Origin of the sequence: Pontibacillus yanchengensis Y32 (assembly GCF_000770635.1) — a bacterium.
Taxonomy (GTDB): Bacteria; Bacillota; Bacilli; order Bacillales; family BH030062; genus Pontibacillus; species Pontibacillus yanchengensis.
Genome location: NZ_AVBF01000003.1, coordinates 14,340 through 32,550 on the forward strand (window position 1 = coordinate 14,340; position 18,211 = coordinate 32,550).

At 38.0% G+C, this 18,211-nt stretch carries 17 protein-coding genes; 3 read left to right on the plus strand and 14 right to left on the minus strand.

Annotation, left to right across the window (positions count from 1 at the left end):
• Positions 1-56: 56 nt before the first annotated feature.
• The 3 genes from N782_RS01715 to N782_RS01725 all read right to left on the minus strand — a co-directional run bounded on the left by N782_RS01715 (position 57) and on the right by N782_RS01725 (position 3,222).
• On the minus strand, positions 57-1,037 hold the full coding sequence (locus tag N782_RS01715) for an HNH endonuclease (protein ID WP_036815549.1): 981 nt from the start codon (positions 1,035-1,037) through the stop codon (positions 57-59).
• Positions 1,038-1,246: 209 nt separating this feature from the next.
• Complete coding sequence (locus N782_RS01720) at positions 1,247-2,221, minus strand: NAD(P)H-dependent flavin oxidoreductase (RefSeq protein WP_036815550.1); 975 nt, start codon at positions 2,219-2,221, stop codon at positions 1,247-1,249.
• Between the two features lie 119 nt (positions 2,222-2,340).
• On the minus strand, positions 2,341-3,222 hold the full coding sequence (locus tag N782_RS01725; protein ID WP_036815551.1) for a LysR family transcriptional regulator: 882 nt from the start codon (positions 3,220-3,222) through the stop codon (positions 2,341-2,343).
• A 113-nt stretch (positions 3,223-3,335) separates the two neighbouring features.
• On the opposite strand from N782_RS01725, the gene N782_RS01730 reads away from it, so the two are divergent.
• Both N782_RS01730 and N782_RS01735 read left to right on the plus strand, forming a co-directional pair.
• Positions 3,336-4,421: a citrate synthase/methylcitrate synthase gene (locus N782_RS01730; RefSeq protein WP_036815552.1), complete on the plus strand. Its 1,086-nt coding sequence runs from the start codon at positions 3,336-3,338 to the stop codon at positions 4,419-4,421.
• A gap of 166 nt (positions 4,422-4,587) precedes the next feature.
• Entirely contained in the window at positions 4,588-5,094 is a 507-nt protein-coding gene (locus N782_RS01735; RefSeq protein WP_036815553.1) for a hypothetical protein, read from the plus strand.
• Between the two features lie 27 nt (positions 5,095-5,121).
• Here the strand turns inward: N782_RS01735 and N782_RS01740 are convergent, their stop codons facing one another.
• The 7 genes from N782_RS01740 to N782_RS01770 all read right to left on the minus strand — a co-directional run bounded on the left by N782_RS01740 (position 5,122) and on the right by N782_RS01770 (position 13,236).
• Positions 5,122-6,999: an LTA synthase family protein gene (locus tag N782_RS01740; RefSeq protein WP_237582480.1), complete on the minus strand. Its 1,878-nt coding sequence runs from the start codon at positions 6,997-6,999 to the stop codon at positions 5,122-5,124.
• Positions 6,944-8,542 carry an aminotransferase class V-fold PLP-dependent enzyme gene (locus tag N782_RS01745; protein ID WP_036815554.1) on the minus strand — a complete coding sequence of 533 codons (1,599 nt, stop codon included), beginning with the start codon at positions 8,540-8,542 and terminating at the stop codon, positions 6,944-6,946. Before N782_RS01745 ends, N782_RS01740 begins: the two co-directional genes overlap by 56 nt.
• Positions 8,543-8,560: 18 nt before the next feature.
• Positions 8,561-9,103: a glycerol-3-phosphate acyltransferase gene (locus tag N782_RS01750; RefSeq protein ID WP_036815555.1), complete on the minus strand. Its 543-nt coding sequence runs from the start codon at positions 9,101-9,103 to the stop codon at positions 8,561-8,563.
• Between the two features lie 381 nt (positions 9,104-9,484).
• Entirely contained in the window at positions 9,485-10,189 is a 705-nt protein-coding gene (locus N782_RS01755; RefSeq protein ID WP_036815556.1) for a LutC/YkgG family protein, read from the minus strand.
• Positions 10,190-10,192: 3 nt separating this feature from the next.
• Complete coding sequence (locus N782_RS01760; protein WP_036815557.1) at positions 10,193-11,620, minus strand: LutB/LldF family L-lactate oxidation iron-sulfur protein; 1,428 nt, start codon at positions 11,618-11,620, stop codon at positions 10,193-10,195.
• 15 nt (positions 11,621-11,635) lie between these two features.
• The gene (locus N782_RS01765) at positions 11,636-12,349 is read right to left on the minus strand and encodes a (Fe-S)-binding protein (RefSeq protein ID WP_036815558.1); all 714 of its coding nucleotides are present in this window, start codon (positions 12,347-12,349) and stop codon (positions 11,636-11,638) included.
• Between the two features lie 179 nt (positions 12,350-12,528).
• Complete coding sequence (locus N782_RS01770) at positions 12,529-13,236, minus strand: FadR/GntR family transcriptional regulator (RefSeq protein WP_036815559.1); 708 nt, start codon at positions 13,234-13,236, stop codon at positions 12,529-12,531.
• Between the two features lie 323 nt (positions 13,237-13,559).
• Between N782_RS01770 and N782_RS01775 the strand changes: the two genes are divergently transcribed.
• Positions 13,560-13,940 carry an isochorismatase family protein gene (locus N782_RS01775; protein WP_052111100.1) on the plus strand — a complete coding sequence of 127 codons (381 nt, stop codon included), beginning with the start codon at positions 13,560-13,562 and terminating at the stop codon, positions 13,938-13,940.
• A gap of 74 nt (positions 13,941-14,014) precedes the next feature.
• Here the strand turns inward: N782_RS01775 and N782_RS01780 are convergent, their stop codons facing one another.
• From N782_RS01780 to N782_RS20580, 4 genes are all read right to left on the minus strand, one after another.
• Complete coding sequence (locus N782_RS01780; protein WP_161783059.1) at positions 14,015-14,332, minus strand: hypothetical protein; 318 nt, start codon at positions 14,330-14,332, stop codon at positions 14,015-14,017.
• 592 nt (positions 14,333-14,924) lie between these two features.
• On the minus strand, positions 14,925-15,485 hold the full coding sequence (locus tag N782_RS01785) for a hypothetical protein (RefSeq protein WP_036815561.1): 561 nt from the start codon (positions 15,483-15,485) through the stop codon (positions 14,925-14,927).
• Between the two features lie 111 nt (positions 15,486-15,596).
• Complete coding sequence (locus N782_RS01790; protein ID WP_036815562.1) at positions 15,597-16,289, minus strand: copper homeostasis protein CutC; 693 nt, start codon at positions 16,287-16,289, stop codon at positions 15,597-15,599.
• A gap of 118 nt (positions 16,290-16,407) precedes the next feature.
• Positions 16,408-18,006 carry an ATP-binding protein gene (locus N782_RS20580; RefSeq protein WP_052111101.1) on the minus strand — a complete coding sequence of 533 codons (1,599 nt, stop codon included), beginning with the start codon at positions 18,004-18,006 and terminating at the stop codon, positions 16,408-16,410.
• Between the last annotated feature and the right edge of the window lie 205 nt (positions 18,007-18,211).

Consider the following 18,211-nt stretch of genomic DNA (forward strand, 5'->3'; position numbering starts at 1 on the left):
CCATTTATACGCCTTTTTATCATTCTTCTCCTTAATGAGTAGCTAACTAATGGTAGTCATGGCACCCAAATTTCATTAAAACCATTCTGTATTGAATAATCATATAACATCTCAATTTTTTTATCTTGGTATGTAATTAACTCACTCATATTTTCTGTAAGTTGAGTTTCATTAACTAGTATTTTATTACGCTCAAGAATATTGTTTAAAAATGAGCGTTCTGGTATCTTGTCATTCTTAGATGTGTTGCACTGACTGCATGCTAATACTAGATTCCATATTTGATCAGATTGTACAAAAGACCATGGAATAAAGTGGTCAACATGCGTTTTTGAATTTCTCGTATGAAGGGATTTACCGCAATAAAAACACGTTTGTTCAAAATAAGTAATTAATATTCTTTCAAATGGTTTTAAAGATCCACGTCTAGCAATACTCTCTACTTTTTCTAATAGATAATTAATATTAGGTGTATCATTTAGTTTTTCTATCATTTTTGCCATATGATAATTAACCAGGTCAACAATTAAAGCTTGATATTTCATCATGAAAATATGGACAGGTTTATTTAAGCGTAAGTATTCTCGTTTGTGATCAAAAGCATAAAATAATCCCTTCGTATCCCCATATAACGCTCCAAAAACATTGGTTTTCATAACCGCTTTAACTTTCTTTATAATTTCTAATTGGGTTCTTGAATTAAGACGATCAAAACTAAAATCTCTAGGTAGGTTATATTTTTGCTGAATCTCTTCTAAATTGTTTTGAACAGCAGATCCAGTGGTCCCTTGTTGTAACTCATGGTGAATAACAAGATTCCAATAAATCTTGCTAAAAGAAAAAGCTAATTGATCATAAGTAATCTCTAATTGATCATTCACTTGATAAAGATTTTCTATTATGGATTTTACTAAACCGAATTTATATGTAGCAGACTTTTTAGCTTTATTGGAGAGTAATCTAGTTAGTACTCTCCAAATATCTTCGTCTGTTAAATATGTCTCCTGTATCTCTCCAACTTTTAATTTGTGACTCATCAAATCCGCCTAACAATACTGTATTAGAGTTACTCTATTGACAATCAATACTTAAATTCTAGCTTATTAAATATAACTCCTCCAAAATTAATTAATCTTTATGAAATATATCATCTTTTCTATTATCTTTCCTTAAGAATAACATCACAAAAAGCGGAAGGAGATAGCTTCCTTCCGCTTACCTATTCATTTGTTAAAATAAACACTCATTAAGAATTACCCACTGCCACAAACCCTTGCAACGCCTCACTATACTCCCTCTCCAACCCATCAACAATCTCCTCCACACTCTCCACCTCATGTACCTGATCCACTCCTTGCCCTGCTGACCAAATATCCTTCCATGCTTTCGAGTCACTTTGGTTGAGCTTGGATAGGTCGGCGGATCCTTTGCTTTTTAGGTCGTCGATGTTGATACCGGATTTGGTGATGCTTTCCTTTAAGTAGTTAGCGTGTACGCCGGTGAAGGCGTCGGTGTTGATGAGGTCTTCGACGGTTGATTGGACGAGCATGTTTTTGTAGTCATCTGATGCCATGCTTTCTTTGGCGGAGATGAATTTGGTTCCGATATAGGCCATGTCCATGCCCAGTGCTTGGGTGGCAAGGACATCTCTTCCACTTGAGATGCAGCCGGCTAGAATCGTGATGCCATCCCAGAATTCCCGGACCGCTCCAGCAAAGGCGAAGCTGTTGATTGGTCCAGCGTGGCCCCCTGCACCTGAAGCTACAAGGATGAGTCCGTCTACACCAGTTGATGCTGCTTTTTTGGCATGTGGTATGGTTGCTACATCGGAGAATACTAGTCCTCCGTATTGATGGACGATTTCAACTACTGCAGATGGGTTTCCTAGAGATGTGATGACGATAGGTGGCTCGTATTTCTGGATGAGTTCCAGGTCAGTTTCATAGCGTTTATTGGTACGATGAACGATAAGGTTAACGGCCCATGGTGCGATTTTTCGTGAGGGATCGGCTTCTTTCGCTTCTGCTAATTCGGTTGTAATTTGGTCCATCCACTGTTCAAAATCCACTTCAGTACGCGCATTTAGTGTAGGAAATGAGCCAATAATACCTGCTTTACAGCTTTCAATGACAAGTGCTGGGCTAGAGACGAGAAACATTGGTGCTGAAATTACAGGTAAGGTTAGATTTTGTGCAATAGATTCCGGGAGCTTGGTTTTCATTGGGAAAACTCCTTCCTTATTCCTTATTCACTAACAACTTTAATACTCCATCAACGTCCGTTTCTCCTTCTTTATTCAAGGTAAATACATGAGAATCCTTCCTCATACATCCCCCATCATCACTTAAACTGATGATTAGAAACAAAATCAATGAAGTCATTTTCCAGCGTATGATTGTACTTTGTTAGAGCAAAGGTATGTACATTCGGTAAAGAGATTTCCGGAAAGGGGACTTCTAGAATTCTACCTTCTAGCAGTTCCCTTCTAACTGCCGATTTCGGTAAGAAGGATACACCGAGTCCACTTGCTATAAATCGCTTGGTAATGTGGACTTGGGACACTTTCATGGATTTGGTTTGAGGAAAGGTTGATTTTATTTTCTGATGCAATGAATCCCATACACCTGGGTAATTGTGTGTGAACAAATAATGTTGCTGCAAAAACGTTTCAGGATAGTTTAGCGGTGCTGATTCATCGTCATATCCATCATGTGGGACACAAAAAACAATCTCATCTTCATATAGTTCATAGCAAATGACATCATTATTATGACTAGGAAGCAAAGAGAAGCCTATATCTACTTCTTCGTTTCGAACTGCTTCTTCTATCTCTACCGATTCACGAATATCTACATTAATCTCAACTTCTGGATTCCTTTTCAAATACCCTTTCAGCACAGTAGGCATAATTGTGTCTGCAATAGATGGGGATATGGCTAAGCTTAGTTTTTGTCTATACCCTTGTGTAAAGGAATGCATATCTTCCATTCCCTCTTGATGGACTGCTAGTACTCTCTGAGCATGCCCCAAGAACCTTCTTCCTTCTTCGGTTAGTTTCACGAACCGATTATTCCGCTCGAACAGACTAACTCCTAGTTCTTTTTCAATAGACTTAATATGTACTGTAACGGTTGGTTGTGAAACAAATAAAACATCAGCAGCTTTTCGAAAACTCTTTTCCCTCTCTACTGTAATAAAAGTATTCAACCATGATAATTCCATTCCCCCACCCCATTCTTTAAAAATATTAATCACTGCCATTTAATTTATTTAATTTTCTAAATAAATCATACAATTTATACTTAATAGTAGCAACAAATCAAGGAGGTAACCAAATGATAGCAAGAGGCTTAAAAGGAATTACATGTACAGAAACGAAAATGAGCTTTATTGATGGAGAACAAGGTAGGTTAATCTATCGTGGGTATGATGCCGCCGATTTAGCACAAACACATAGCTTTGAAGAAGTAGCCTACTTACTCTGGTACGGTACCTTACCAAACCAAGAGCAATTAATAGAATTAAAGAAACAATTTCAAGCATCCCGGAAACTTCCAGACAATATGAAAAGCATCATAGCATCTGTCCCACATAGCCATGACATGCTTAGTGTATTGAGAACAGCATTATCATCCGTGGAACTCACTGATGAAAATCAAGCCACTATCACCGATGCCATCTCACTTACATCTTTAACACCCGCCATTATTGCTTATAGACAATCGCTGCAACAGGACATCGCTTTTCCAGAAGAACGCTCTGACTTAGATCACGTTGCCTATTACCTCTATATGATTACTGGAAAAGAACCATCGAAAGCTTATGTTCAAGCATTGGAAACCTATATGATCCTAACGATGGAACATGGTCTAAATGCTTCCACCTTCTCTGCTCGAGTTACCGCATCTACGGAATCAGACATCGCTTCAGCCATCACTTCAGCTGTTGGGACAATGAAAGGTCCATTACATGGCGGTGCTCCGTCTGGGGTCATTGAGCTGTTAAACGAGTCGGTACAACAGGAGGATATTCGCGAGTTTATCCGAGAAAAAGTTCAACAGGGAGAGAAATTAATGGGATTTGGACACAGAGTGTATAAGACTTGGGACCCTAGAGCGCAAGCCATTAAAAAAATCCTCCAACAACAGAAGCAAGAAGACGATTGGTTTGACCTTGCTTTGAACGTGGAGGAAGCATCTATAAACGTGTTAGAAGAACTGAAACCAGGACGCAATCTCTATACGAATGTGGAGTTTTATGCTGCAGCAATTTTGCGAGAACTAACAATTCCAACGAATCTCTTTACTGCCACGTTCACAGCAAGTCGCATGGTAGGCTGGACCGCGCATGTTATGGAACAATTGGAAGACAACACGATATTCAGGCCTTCAGCTGAATATGTCGGGCCGTTTTATTCGTAACTATTAGGTAAGAACTCGTGTACGCTAGTCACGAGTTCTTTCTATATTTAGATAGAGTGAATGGTTTCAAATTTACTTCATAAACAATATTGGATTTTAATCGAATGAATGAAACTCTTTACAATTATTAGTCGACTAATTGGTATAGAAAAGGAGTGAATAAGCTATGACAATACCTAAACATTTACTTGCTGTTCTAGCATTCATTTTATTATTATCTGCTTGCGGTAATGGTACAAATGAAAATAATTTCGAGACAATAGCAAGTGAAAAAACATTACCTACTAACTTTCTTGAAACTGCATTTAAAAGAGAGACGACACCTTTATTTGAATATATGGTTAAAAAAGCTGATAATAAATCAGGATTTGAACACTTATGGAGCTTATATGGTTTAAAAGATAAATTACCTAACATTGACTTTAATAAGCACAACGTTTTCTTCCTTGGAGTTCAGGAATCTGGCAGTTGTCCATACTACATAAATAAAGGTGATATACGTATTGAGAACAATACTATGAAGGTATCTTTATCACAACCAGAAAAGGCATGCACTTCTGATGCAACACCTAGAACATTTGTGATTCGTATCGACCAAAAAATTTCCGGAAATATAAAAAACGTGGTTATGGTTCAAAGTGGTGCAAAAACGAATGTACCGTTTGAAAACTAATGTAACCATTAGGAAACGGAAGCATATCTAATCCACAAACCTTCCTAAATCCCCGTAGATAATATCATCTGACAACCTAAGCTCTTTACGAACTTGTTGTCTGTAGGGTTCACAGTTAGAAGGGTCGATCTTTTCACCTGTCTTTTTCCGATAGCAATCATTCCCTTTCCACATATACTTAGCAGTAACAAAGTTGCCGTTTCGAAAAATGACAGGCTCTGTCTTGCTTCTCGTAAACAGATTTCGACTAAAGGAAAGGGGATTGTCTTTTTCGATACCAAGTAGATGTAACAACGTCGCACGAATATCTACCTCTCCTCCAATTTTGGAAATGGTTTTCCCTTCATACCCTGGCACATGGACAATGAGTGGAACTTGCTTTAACCTCATTCGGTTTACCGGTGTATCTTGTTGTCCAACCAAGTCCAAAGCACCCTGTTCATACTTCTCTGAGATGCCGTAATGATCTCCATATAAAACAAACATCGTGTCCTCGTACAATCCTTGTTCTTTAAAGGACTGGATGAATTGTTTGATTGCCTCGTCCTGATAACGAACTGTTGTCACGTATCGATTAACAACTTCTTCTTGTGTGTTTGCTTTCGCTATATGTGTATCTTCATCGTCCAGCAAGAAAGGGAAATGATTCGTTAGTGTAATAAGTCGAGCATAAAAAGGCTGGGGCAGTTCTTTTATCTTTTCCATCGATTGGTTGAAAAAAGGCTCATCCTTTATGCCATAATTCACGGAGTTTTCTTCTGTCACATGGTAGTCTTTCTTTGAATAATAACGCTTATAGCCAAACGTCTTGTACATTTGCTCTCGATTCCAAAAGGATTGGATATTACCATGAAACACATACGATTGAACGTTTTGTTTCTCCTTCAGTATTTCCGGTAAGCTTGTAAAATCATTTTGTGGTTTTCGTATAAAAACAGAACCACTTTCTAAAGGATATAACCCTGTATCAATCATAAGCTCTGAATCGGATGTTTTTCCCTGAGCAGTTTGATCAAAAACTTGGTTAAAATAAAAACTCTCCTTTATTAGAGAATTTAGAAAGGGGGTAATTTCCTCCCCTTCCACCTTTTCATTTATCACAAAATCTTGTGTAGATTCCATGCTAATCATTACAAGATTCTTCCCTTTTGCTATGCCAAAAAGATCAGAATTATTTGTAGGTGTACTCTCCTTCATATAGCTCATCGCGTTCGTTGTAGTAGATGATGAAACGAATGTATCTTTGAAAGATACGTACATGGTATGAGCTATATCATAGGCATGATAGTTGTATGGCCCCACGCTTTTGACCATTTTTTGACGATCATACGTCTCCATTAACAAATAGGGAGAATAGAGTAGCCCTAGACTGATAGAAGTAAGAACTAACATCATACTTGCCCCCACATACCAACGTTTCCACCTTTTAGAAGGAAAAGCACCCTTAAAGTTCCAACCTTTTAACCAAATCATCAAGGTAAGCACATCAACAAATAACAGAATATCCCATAGGCTCATCAGTTCTACTGTGCTCGCTCCAACACCACCGACATTTTGAAACTGAAAGAGAATCGGTAATGTAACAAAATCACTATAAAAGCGGTAATAAAGTAGATTCCCAAATAGAAGACCAGAAATAAGGAACATAATTATGACGATAATGCTTGGTTTGACCCGTTTCGAAAAGTAGAAGCTCAACCCAACCAGGAGCATTAATATCCCCATCGAATTACAAATGATAAGCACAATGTCAAAAAACGAATCGACTCCTAATGAAAATCCAAAAAACGATACCACGACCGTTTTCACCCATAGCGTAATGACGGCGAACCATACAATTGATTTAGGATTATGCATCATGTAGGAGCGTTTCGTAATTTTTTGCCATAACCTTAATGGCTTCATCAATGCGTGTTTCGGACTGGGCTCCCATTAAAGACATTTGCACCCAATTACGTTCTAACAAGTACGAGCTTTCATAGCTTAATAGGATTCCTTCTTCCTTACAACGTTCCCCTAGCTTTTTACTAGAATGGGATGACGGAATCCTAATCGTGATGATGCCTGGTGAGTATTCTTCTCCACCGAGAACATCAAATCCCGCTTCTTTAAGATTGGAACGAGCATGAAAAGCTAACTGGTACTTATCTTTTACGTAATTCGTAGTTAAGGCAGTCGCTAACGCTTCTACCAAGTTGGAAGAATGCGTATAAGGGATACTTCCCTGTTCTACGTAGTTACCTAGATCAAGATATTGCGGAATGGCAGGGTTAGGCTTGATGTTATCTCGATGAAAGACAACTGCCAGACCTGCATAAGACGCTAGACCTTTTCCACTTACGGTTGAAGCTAGATATACGTTAGATAAATCCATTGGCACAACCCCAACAGAGCTACAAGCATCCAAACATAATTCCACGTCATATTTTTGACACAACATCTGTAAACCAGGAAGGTCATACAAGTAGCCGGTCGATGTTTCGCAATGGACGGTCCATAACCATTTGATTTCAGGATGTTCATGTAGAAGGTATTCCACTTCTTGTAACGTAATAGAGTCATTCCATTCTTTTTCAATAGAATAATAGTCTAGGTCAAAGCGATTCGCATGATTGCATAATCGATTACCAAATTCACCGTTAGCTAAAATAACCCCATAACCTTGCATTTGTGTTAATTGCGCAGCGACTATATCATTCGCAAGCGTTCCTGTCCCCACCATTACTTGGGCGCTATGAGCATGTGTGAATTGGCATAACCTTTCTTGTAGTCCCTGAAGTTTAGATGAAAATGCCTCACTTCTATGGGAGATTGCTGGTCGAGTAAATGCTTCCTGAACACTATCATCCATAGGCACTGGACCAGGTAGAAAGGACTTTTCTTTCTTAGAGGACTTTGACCTCGGATACATCAAACGACCAAACGCTTTGGAAGATTGTTCGAAATTTTCCTTGGTAAGGTACATTGGTTGGTAAGGTGCTTCTTCTGACCCTACTCTTGGACCAAAGGGTTGGAAGCCTATGCGCTTATATAGCTTCATTTGACGTAGCGTTCCAGAGATTAAGGCCATTGTATAGTTCTTCTCTAAACAAAATTCTACTAGCTGCTCACATAAATGATAAAACACTCTTGTACTTCGGTATCCCTTTTCAACCGATAACAAGCGAATTTCACATGGGTTCGCATCCTCAGGCAGGTACTGATTGAGATTATCCAATTTACCATCAAGCGAAAAGGGCCGATTCGCTCGAACTGCAATCATACCAACTACTTTACTATCCTGCTTGGCAATAACGTATGTATTCTCATCATGGAACTTATCCACTAGAGCGTGCATGGAGTTTGTTTCATGTTGAGGGATTTCTTGCACAAAGGTTTGATAATTCAATTCATGTATTTGATTTAATTCGTTCTCTTCAGCAGCAATCTTATATGTTAAAGAAGCCATTATGATTCCTCCGATTATTTAGGTTACATGCATACAAAGGACAAAAATAAGTAAAACCAACAATCCAATTGATAGAGTAAGAGAATCACCAAACAGATAACTACTGACTGGTATGGTACTTATAGCAAGAAAGCCAGACAGTTTATACTTCTTACTTCCCACATACATTATCCCCATGGAAATTGCCATAACTCCAATAGTGATGGGAGATAAAACAAGACTAGACGCTAAAAAAGCTACAATGCCTTTCCCACCTTGAAAACGAAGAAATACAGGATAGACATGCCCTAAAATGAGAAACAAAGCCCCTAATAACATCGTTACTTCATCACCGTTTGTAATATAGCGAATAATCGATAAAGGGATAATTACTTTTAGAGCATCTATCAATAATGCATATAAAAAGCCTTTTTTTCCTAACAAGCGACCGGCATTCGTAGCACCTACATTACCACTGAAATGGTGTCGGATATCTTCGCCTATACTAGATTTCACTACATAATAAGCACCTGTGAAACTTCCAGACAAATAGGATAGGAGACATATTATTAAGATATTCATAGTTTCATACACCTACCCATGCTTTGGACTTAGAGAGTAGTTGTCAGTCCAATGAGGTAAACTTGACCAACTTTTCTTTATTCATTCTTAACCATTCAATTAACTTATCTCTAAAAGGTTTATAGTAACAAATATTGGAAAAACAAGCTAATTATCATCGAATATTATTCCTGAATTTTCTAGCTGATATTCTATCTGAAAAAGTGAAATTTTACAACATTTTCTTTCTGCGAAACTTAATTAATCTATTAGAATATAAGTTGAATCTATTTTGTTTACACAAACCTGTATAAAAAATTTTTTATTGGTCTTCTACAGAAAAAAACCTCGCAAAACAGCAGTTATATGCGAGGGGCGGGATATTCTATATTTTATAAACGCTTATTCCACGATAATATACGTAACTTCCACTGGCCCATGTACACCAACTATTAGATTCATTTCAATATCTGCACTATTACTTGGACCTGTGATGAAACTGACACAGGAGGAAACTGGATGTCCGTCTTGATTGGCATCGTGAATATGCTTCGCAGCCTGGGTCATTCGAGGAACTAGGGTACTTTTCGGAATAATGGCGATATAGGTTCTTGGTAATAGACTAATAGCGCGGCCATTCCCACTGTTGTTAAACAATGTCACCGTACCTGATTCTGCCAATGTTATATCACTAAAGGTGATGCCTACATCTGCTCGCTCGGCAAATTCCATGTTATAGTGCCCATCTGATGGATTCCATAGCTGAAACTCTACTCCTTGCTCTTCTAATTCTTTATAAAATGAAGTTACTCCAAATGCATCATTTCGCTTGTCATCTGAAGCGATAACAGATTTTCCATCATACCCTTTTACCGTTTCCCATAATACATGTGGCAATTCAGATACGGTGGTTCGTTTGCATGTCGTATGAATAACCTTACAGTGTGCTTCTAATTCATCAGCTAGCTCATCTTGTGTATGATCTTTAAAAACTTCCCATTGTGGTGCCACCGTAAAAGAGGATCTCTCTACCTGCTCTGTCTTTCGGGGTCTTCCAAGATGATTAGCCACATTTTGAAGAAAGCTATCTCTGTTTTGTATACTCATTGATTACTGACCCCTTTCTTTCTTTTGTCTGGACTTGAACCATGATCGGAAGCTTTGCTTACTTGGTGCTGGAAAATCACGGACGTCTGTCCACCCTTTTAGTGGTCCAGGTCCATTCTTGATGATTTCATCCTTCGTCCAGGGCTTGAGTGAGGTTCTTGCCATTCTGGCGCTGAGTTTATACGCTGCAGGATGAGAAGCCCATTGCGCAAAGCCTTCCATCATCATTTGTTCACTTTTTGGAGACTTCTTTTCTCGTTCTACGATGATTTCCCTATGTCGTATTAGTTGTTCATGTAACGGAATTTTCACAGGACATGCATCTGTACACGCAGCGCATAAGGTCGACGCGTATGGTAGTTCCTTATGATCGTCATATCCATCCAATAATGGTGTTAGTACGGCACCAATCGGTCCAGGATAAACAGAATTATACGAATGTCCTCCAACATGACGATAGACAGGACAAACATTTATACAAGCTGCGCAACGGATGCAGTGAAGAGCAGATTGAAATTCGGTGCCAAGAATCTTAGAACGACCATTGTCGACAATCACTAAATGGTATTCTTCTGGACCATCTACTTCATCCTCTAGTCGAGTCCCTGTAATAGCGGTTACATAACTGGTTAGCTTCTGTCCGACAGCCGCCCTTGTTAATAAACTTACAAGCACTTCCATGTCTTCCCATGTTGGAGCTAGCCTCTCCATCCCCATGACGGATATTTGCGTATCTGGCAAGGAAGTAACAAGTCTAGCGTTCCCTTCATTGGTTACGAATGTGATGGCTCCGGATTCTGTCACTGCAAAATTACATCCAGTAATGCCTACATCTGCTGATAAGAATTCCTTTCTTAATTGCTCTCTTGCAAAGGTGGCTAATTCTTCTGGCATGTCCGAGTTCTTGTATCCTTTTTTACTCGCAAAGGTTTCCCTTATTTGTTCTTTATTTTTATGAAGAGCAGGGGTGACGATATGCGAAGGGGGGTCTTCATCCATTTGCAGTATCCATTCGCCAAGATCTGTCTCAATGACTTCACTACCAGCTTCCTCTAACGCCTCATTCAACCCAATTTCTTCGGTTACCATCGATTTTGATTTAACTACTTTCTTTGCTTCTTTTTCTTTTACGACATTATTAATATATTCATTGGCTTCCTCAGCTGTCTCGGCAAAAAATACTTTTCCACCACGCTTGGAAACTTCATCACTTAATTGTTGTAAGTAGAAATCAATATTTTCGAGTGTATGTGTACGGATTTCTTCCCCGCGAGTTCTCCAATCTTCCCAATTTCCTAACTCTTCAGCAGCCTTTAAACGACCTGAACGGAAGCGTCCTTGTGCAGAAGAAACCGCTCCCCGCATAAAATCGTTTTCGATTCCAGACTGAATTCTTTCTTTATAAGAAGCTTCCCCTAACTTAATAGGCATATTTTGATCTCCTTTCTAGCTGTTTAGCACCTGACTAATATGCATCACTTTCACATCTCTATTATCTCGGCTCAGTTTTCCGCCAATATTCATCAAACATCCCATATCTCCACCAATTACATACTCCGCTTCTGTTTCCATGATATGCTCTGTCTTTTCCTTCACCATTTGCTCCGAGATTTCTGGGTTTTTCACAGCAAACGTACCTCCAAACCCACAACAATCCTCACATAAAGGAAGTTCTCTTAATTGAATACCTTCCACTTGTTCTAATAGTTTCTTCGGAGCATCCTTCACACCTAATAAGCGCGTCATATGGCAAGAACTGTGGTATGTCACTATCCCTTTAAAATTGGAACCAACATCTACCCTGCCCAATACGTCTACAATAAACTGCGTAAATTCATAGGATTTTGCAGCTAATTTGTTGGCTTCCTCCTCCCAATCTGGGTCCCCTTTAAATATCTGAGGGTATTCATGCAACATAGCTACGCACGAACCAGAAGGTCCTACTACATACTCTGAATCTTTAAAAGCCTTCATCATTTGTTTCATAGCTTCTTTCGATTTAGATAAATACCCACTATTATAAGCAGGTTGACCACAGCACGTTTGTTGCTCCGGAAAATCTACCTCGCAACCTAATTTCTCCAACACCTCAACCGTGTCTTTTCCAACATCTGAAGAAATAATGTCGCATAAACAGGTGATGAATAAGGATACTTTCATGTTGTCTACCTCCACTTCATTTTCTGAATTTCATTGAACAGGTCATCTGATGACTCTAGTTAAGATAAGGTTCTGAGATCAGAACCTTTTGTGTTATGTGTATTCGTGCTGACACTTACATCTCGAGCTCCAGCGCCCACTATACATATTGCTAGCATGGCCCTCTATGCTTTTGTTCTTTAATCGATGTATTGAAAAAGCGCTTCTTCTACTTGTGTTAAATGATATAGCATTAACTCTTGAGCTTTATCTGAATCACGTTTCTCAATCGCATCGTAAATAAGTTTATGCTCTTCGAGAAGCTTATACGTTCTCGTTTCTGAATCAAACCAAAGTTTACGAGCCTCTCGCATCGCTTCCATCATAATTTCAGAAACACTGTTCATTAAATTAATAAGCATTTGATTATGTGTAGCTTGAGCGATAGCTAGGTGAAAATCTAGATCTGCTTTTTCTCCAAGCTCTCCATTGTCATTTGCATTTCTCATATCATCTAGGGCAGCTTGAATAGGAGGTAAATCCTCCTCTTTATATTCAAATGCAGCTGTGGCTACAGCGCCTACCTCTAGTATCTTTCTAACATCCATTAATTCTTTAATATCTTTACGATTCATAATGAAGGCAATGGACACAGGGATGGAAAACTTGGTAGGGTCAAATTGTTTTACAAATGTCCCCTCACCTTGCCTCATTTCCAATATACCTGTCGCCCGTAATGCGCTTAAGGCTTCTCGCACAGCAGAACGACCAACGCTAAAGTTTTTGGACAATTGCTCTACGGAGTCTAGTTTGTCACCTGGTTTCAATTCACCTTTTTGAAGCATCTCCAATAAAGAATCAGCTACTTCTTCGTATATTTTTCTTGTTCGTATTTGTTTATATGGCACTGCGATTTCCTCCAAATTCCATGACAACCTACTTTTATTTACAATTTTATAGTAATTGAGATTAACTTCATTGGTATAACGCTTTCGAAAATTCATTGTAAATAACAGGTCATCTGATGACCTGTTATTTACATATTCTACTAAAGATAGCATTTAAAATCTAACTAATTTTTTGAAAAACACACAATTGTAACTAATAATTATTTTGGTTAATAGTATTTGAGAATCATAAGTTTTATTTTCATCAAAGTAATAGACAGATGATTACAATTTATGTTAAGTTAAACAAGAACAAACGTTCCTTTTTTAAAGGAGGTTTTTCTTTGGATGAAGCATTAGTCATTATTGATGTACAAAAAGCAATGTTTACGATGGAACCACCAGTACACAATGGAAAAAATTTATTACAGAATATTAGTAGGTTGATAGAATTTGCGGATATGGAAGGATTGAAGATTATATTTGTTCAGCATAACGGACCAGAAAATAGCTCATTAGAAAAAAACACACCTGGCTGGCAAATCCATGAAACCATAACTCCACGTCCACAAGACATTGTGATAGAAAAGAACACTCCTGATTCCTTCTATGATACTTCCTTACAAAGTCAATATAGAGAACATGACATCCATAAATTATATATAACCGGCATTCAAACAGAAGCATTTGCTGAGATGAAAACAGTAGAAGAAATAATAAGGTAGCCTTAGAAAAAAGTGCCTGCCATAATCCTCAACAGTTTGGGATAATGGCAGACATTTGGATATTCATTAATGTTTTATTTAATTATGATTTCTTTTGCAGTTACATTTAACGAAGACTTCTTCTGTGCGTCTATGTCCATTTTCTTAGTTAACTTGACTTTTACTTTAGAATCATCGGACAAGTCTTCCATATTACCATTACTGAATGTAGTGTCATCTGTTATTCTCACCTTGCATCCATACATCATTGATATTTGTGGTTGCTCATTTCCTTTTGCTTCATCAGAACAATTTACACTTATGTAGGAGTCGTCAACACCTAAGACCTCTCCTGTTACTGTATTTGTTGGGGCATTAGGATTTTTGCAAGCTACTAGTATCAACACTAGCATTAAAGTTGTTGCTATTTTCTTCAATGATAACCCTCCAATATCAAAATTTATGGGAATAATTACTATTCAGGACCATTATTTTTCAAAGCCTCTATCTCTTTTTCTAATTTAAGGATTCTTCTACCATTTGATTGGGCTACCCCAAAGACTAATCCTATTAAGCCACCGATCACTGAACCCTCGGGTCCTATTACAATTATCCCCAACATACCTGCTACTAGTGCAGAACAAAAGCGCAAGCGCCCTGCTAGCGACGTATATGCTGGACTGAGCCGTAGGAGATAAAGGCAACACGAAGAGCGAAGTGATTCGATGTTAACTTATCGTACGGAGGCGAGGGAAGCATACTAGTCGCTGGGCGCTGGAGCTGGACGTGGTCGCATCACTTTTTTAGTTATACACAACAATAAGAAAAGTCATGTTTATTTCTCCAATCCTTACGTTTGTTCCCTAATTATAACTGTGGTGTTTATCACATTCTATTTGGGTTACCTCTCGCAAACTAAGATTTTCATTTGGCAGCCTACTATTAATAGACAAGTCATTATACAATTGGTTATTGCTTTTAGTTCGTGTATTATTACCCTCTATCTTAATTTATGCTTAGATCCTTCTCTGAATCTAATTCGGTACCGTTCTCCGGAGAGACTTTTTTATAAATGGACTTATAATATGTATGGATTTTGGAGAATGTCTCTGAAGTAGCATTGGTTATTTGATACATTTCATCAGATGAGGATGTATCCTTGTAATCTACCAAAAAGCCAAAGCCATCAGATGCAATTTCTAACATAACGTTATAGGAGGTATCCCCTTTATTGTATGTAAGATTTGTTACTAGGGACTCGCCTTTCATTCTATACTTTTTCATTTTGCTATCTAATTTACTAATCTGTTGCTTTTTTACTTTCTTTAATTCAAGCCCTTCTATAATGGCAATATAATCTTCCATCTTGGGTGGCTTGGTGGTTCTTGCCAACTCTGTTGCATCGTAATAATAATCTTCCAATTTGATATCGACTTCCGATATATGGTTTGTTTCATATAGGAGTCTCATCATATTAATGTTTTGTTTTGGTGCACATCCAACTATTGCAATTAGCATAGCCATAAACAATAGGATTTCTCTTTTCACAAACAACCATTCCTTCATGATTTATACCTAATTACCATTCATTATTTCAAAATTATGTAATACACACAATTGGTTTCTCAATTAAATAAGCACTAATCAACGTTATGATTAGTGCTAGAATCCACATTTTTAATCTTTATTATGCTCAAGCAATTCTTTTACAACTTCCACGTCAAATCCTTTTGCAAAGGAGTTGCCGATTCGAACCGATTTTCCAAAATGATAGGCTTTTGCTTCTGCCACATGGTGAACTCGTTCTAAATTAGAAGGCTTCATCCCTCCACCTGGCATGATACTAGGTCCATTGTGTTCTCGAGAAAGGTGTACTAGTTTTGCAAGCTCCTCTTTCCCTTCTTCACAATTCGAAGCCCCTCCTGATGTTAAGATTTGCTTCACATTCGAGTGGAATTTTGACAGTGTTTTATAAGCTTCTTCCTGTGAGGCTACTTCATCGAACGCCCGATGAAATGTGATATTCAGTTCTGGAAACTGGGTAATGAGCTTTTGTAGCATCTTCATATTAATCGTGTTATCCTCATGCAACGCACCAAAGACGATTCTATTTCCTCCGAGCTCCTTTATGGCACGGATATCATCACATATGACTTGAAGATCCTCTTCGTCATACACATAACCATAGCTATGAGGGCGAACCATAATTTGAACAGGTATGTCTACACTCTCCAATACTTGTTTAATTGTTCCATAACTTGGTGTCAGTCCTCCTTCTTGCATGGCAGAAACCAACTCCACACGATCTACACCTAACTTTTCTGCTTCTTCTGCTTCTCGTTTATTTTGGACAATGAATTCTAGTAACATGTCTGTCACACCCTCCTCTAGGCATTCTTCTTTTTATCATCGTACTTTAAGCAAGATAATCCTGCAACGTGTTGTCATACAAAAAACGCCCTCCATGTAAAATGAAGGACGTATAATGTCAGGCTTCTTTTGGAAGCACCAAATCAACTCTAGTGCCTTCTCCTTTTTCAGATTCAATCTTAATATCTCCCTGGTGAGCTTTAATAATATCAAAACAAATGGCTAATCCCATTCCCATACCGCTTTCTTTTGTCGTAAAGAATGGCTTACCCAGTTTGCTAACTTGATCTTCAGTCATTCCAACACCCTGGTCTTGTATCGAAATCCTAACTTCATTTTCTTTAGGTGTACCAATTAATTGTATACGTACTTTTCCTCCATTGGGCATGGATTCGAAGGCATTTTTGATAAAATTAATCAGGACTTGTTTGATTTTGGCATGATCTACATCGAGTTTCAAATCTGAGTGAGGCGAATCAAATTGTATGTCGATATTTTGGAGCTGGGCATTGCTGTTCATTAACTCTACTGTGTTTTGTATTAAAGTTGGGATGTTACACGTTTCAGCTTTCAAGTCAGTAGGTTTTCTCAGTAACACAAATTGATTTACTAGGCTTTGTATTCTCTCTAACTCACCTATGATGATATCAAGGTATTTATTCTGATTGTTGTTTTCTTTCAATAGCTGTGTAAGTCCTATTATAGAGGTGAGTGGGTTTCTGATTTCATGTGCCAAACCAGCACCAAATTTTCCTAGTGTGGACAACTTTTCGGACTCTATAAGTTGTTGTTGCAGCTCATAATAATGGGTCATGTCCCTAAATTGCGCGAAAGCTCCAATGATTTTTTCTCCATTATATAGAGGAATGACATCAAGGAGGCAAATCTTTGTATCTCCCTCTTCATTAATTGGAAGGGTGATTTCTACATTGTTTATCGTATCCCCGTTATGCAGAACCCTATCGATATATTCTCTTATAATATCAATCTGCTTATGTTCTTTTTCTAGGACTTGATTCACATTGCTCTCCGTAATTTGTTCAAGGGAGGTATTGTATTCAATTAGCTCTCCGTGTTCATCGGTCATCATAATTCCAAGAGGAGTTGAATTTATTAATACTTGATTTAATATCTCCAGTTTATCATTCTTCTCTTGCAAACGGAGTTCCCGTTCAATAGAATCAACAGCAGATGATAACAATCCAAGATGAAAATGGTTGGCATACTCAATCGTTGTCATAATGGATACAGTTCCTGATAAACGATTATCATCCGAATAACTAAACGGTGCTGTATAACATGCAACACCGGATAAAGCATGGTGAAAATGATCTGTGCCAACTAACGCAATAGGTTCTTTATGTCTCAATGCTAGAGAAATAGAATTGGTCCCTACTTCTTTTTCCTCAAATTTGACGCCTGCTTGGATACCAATGGAGTCAACCATCTCCATAATACTTGGATCTCCGTATATATCCACGATGTACCCATCTATATCTGTCGTGACAACAAGTGTGGGAGTCCCCCCCATATAATAAAGTAATTTTTGCATAAAATGTTGAATTACATGCAGGGCCTGTTCTAACGATTGTTTCCTTTGCTGAACTTCTTCACGAGAGATCCCAACCTCTAACTCCGGTGCTTTTGTTGGGTCAAGACCATGAAGTTCCTCACAATTTCGCTTTGATTGTTGAATGTATGTCCCAAAATCTATCATGTAATTCCTCCTATGAACCGTTACAAAAAAGTATAATGACATTTTAGCTAGGCATGCAAGGATTCACCGATAATGGATGATTATGTAAGATTAAAATAAAACGTCAGACTTCTACCCACTAAAACTATATACCTAATCTAAAAGACCTACATCTAATTGTAATATATATTCTAATATCTTTCTATTAATTTTTATTACCAATTAT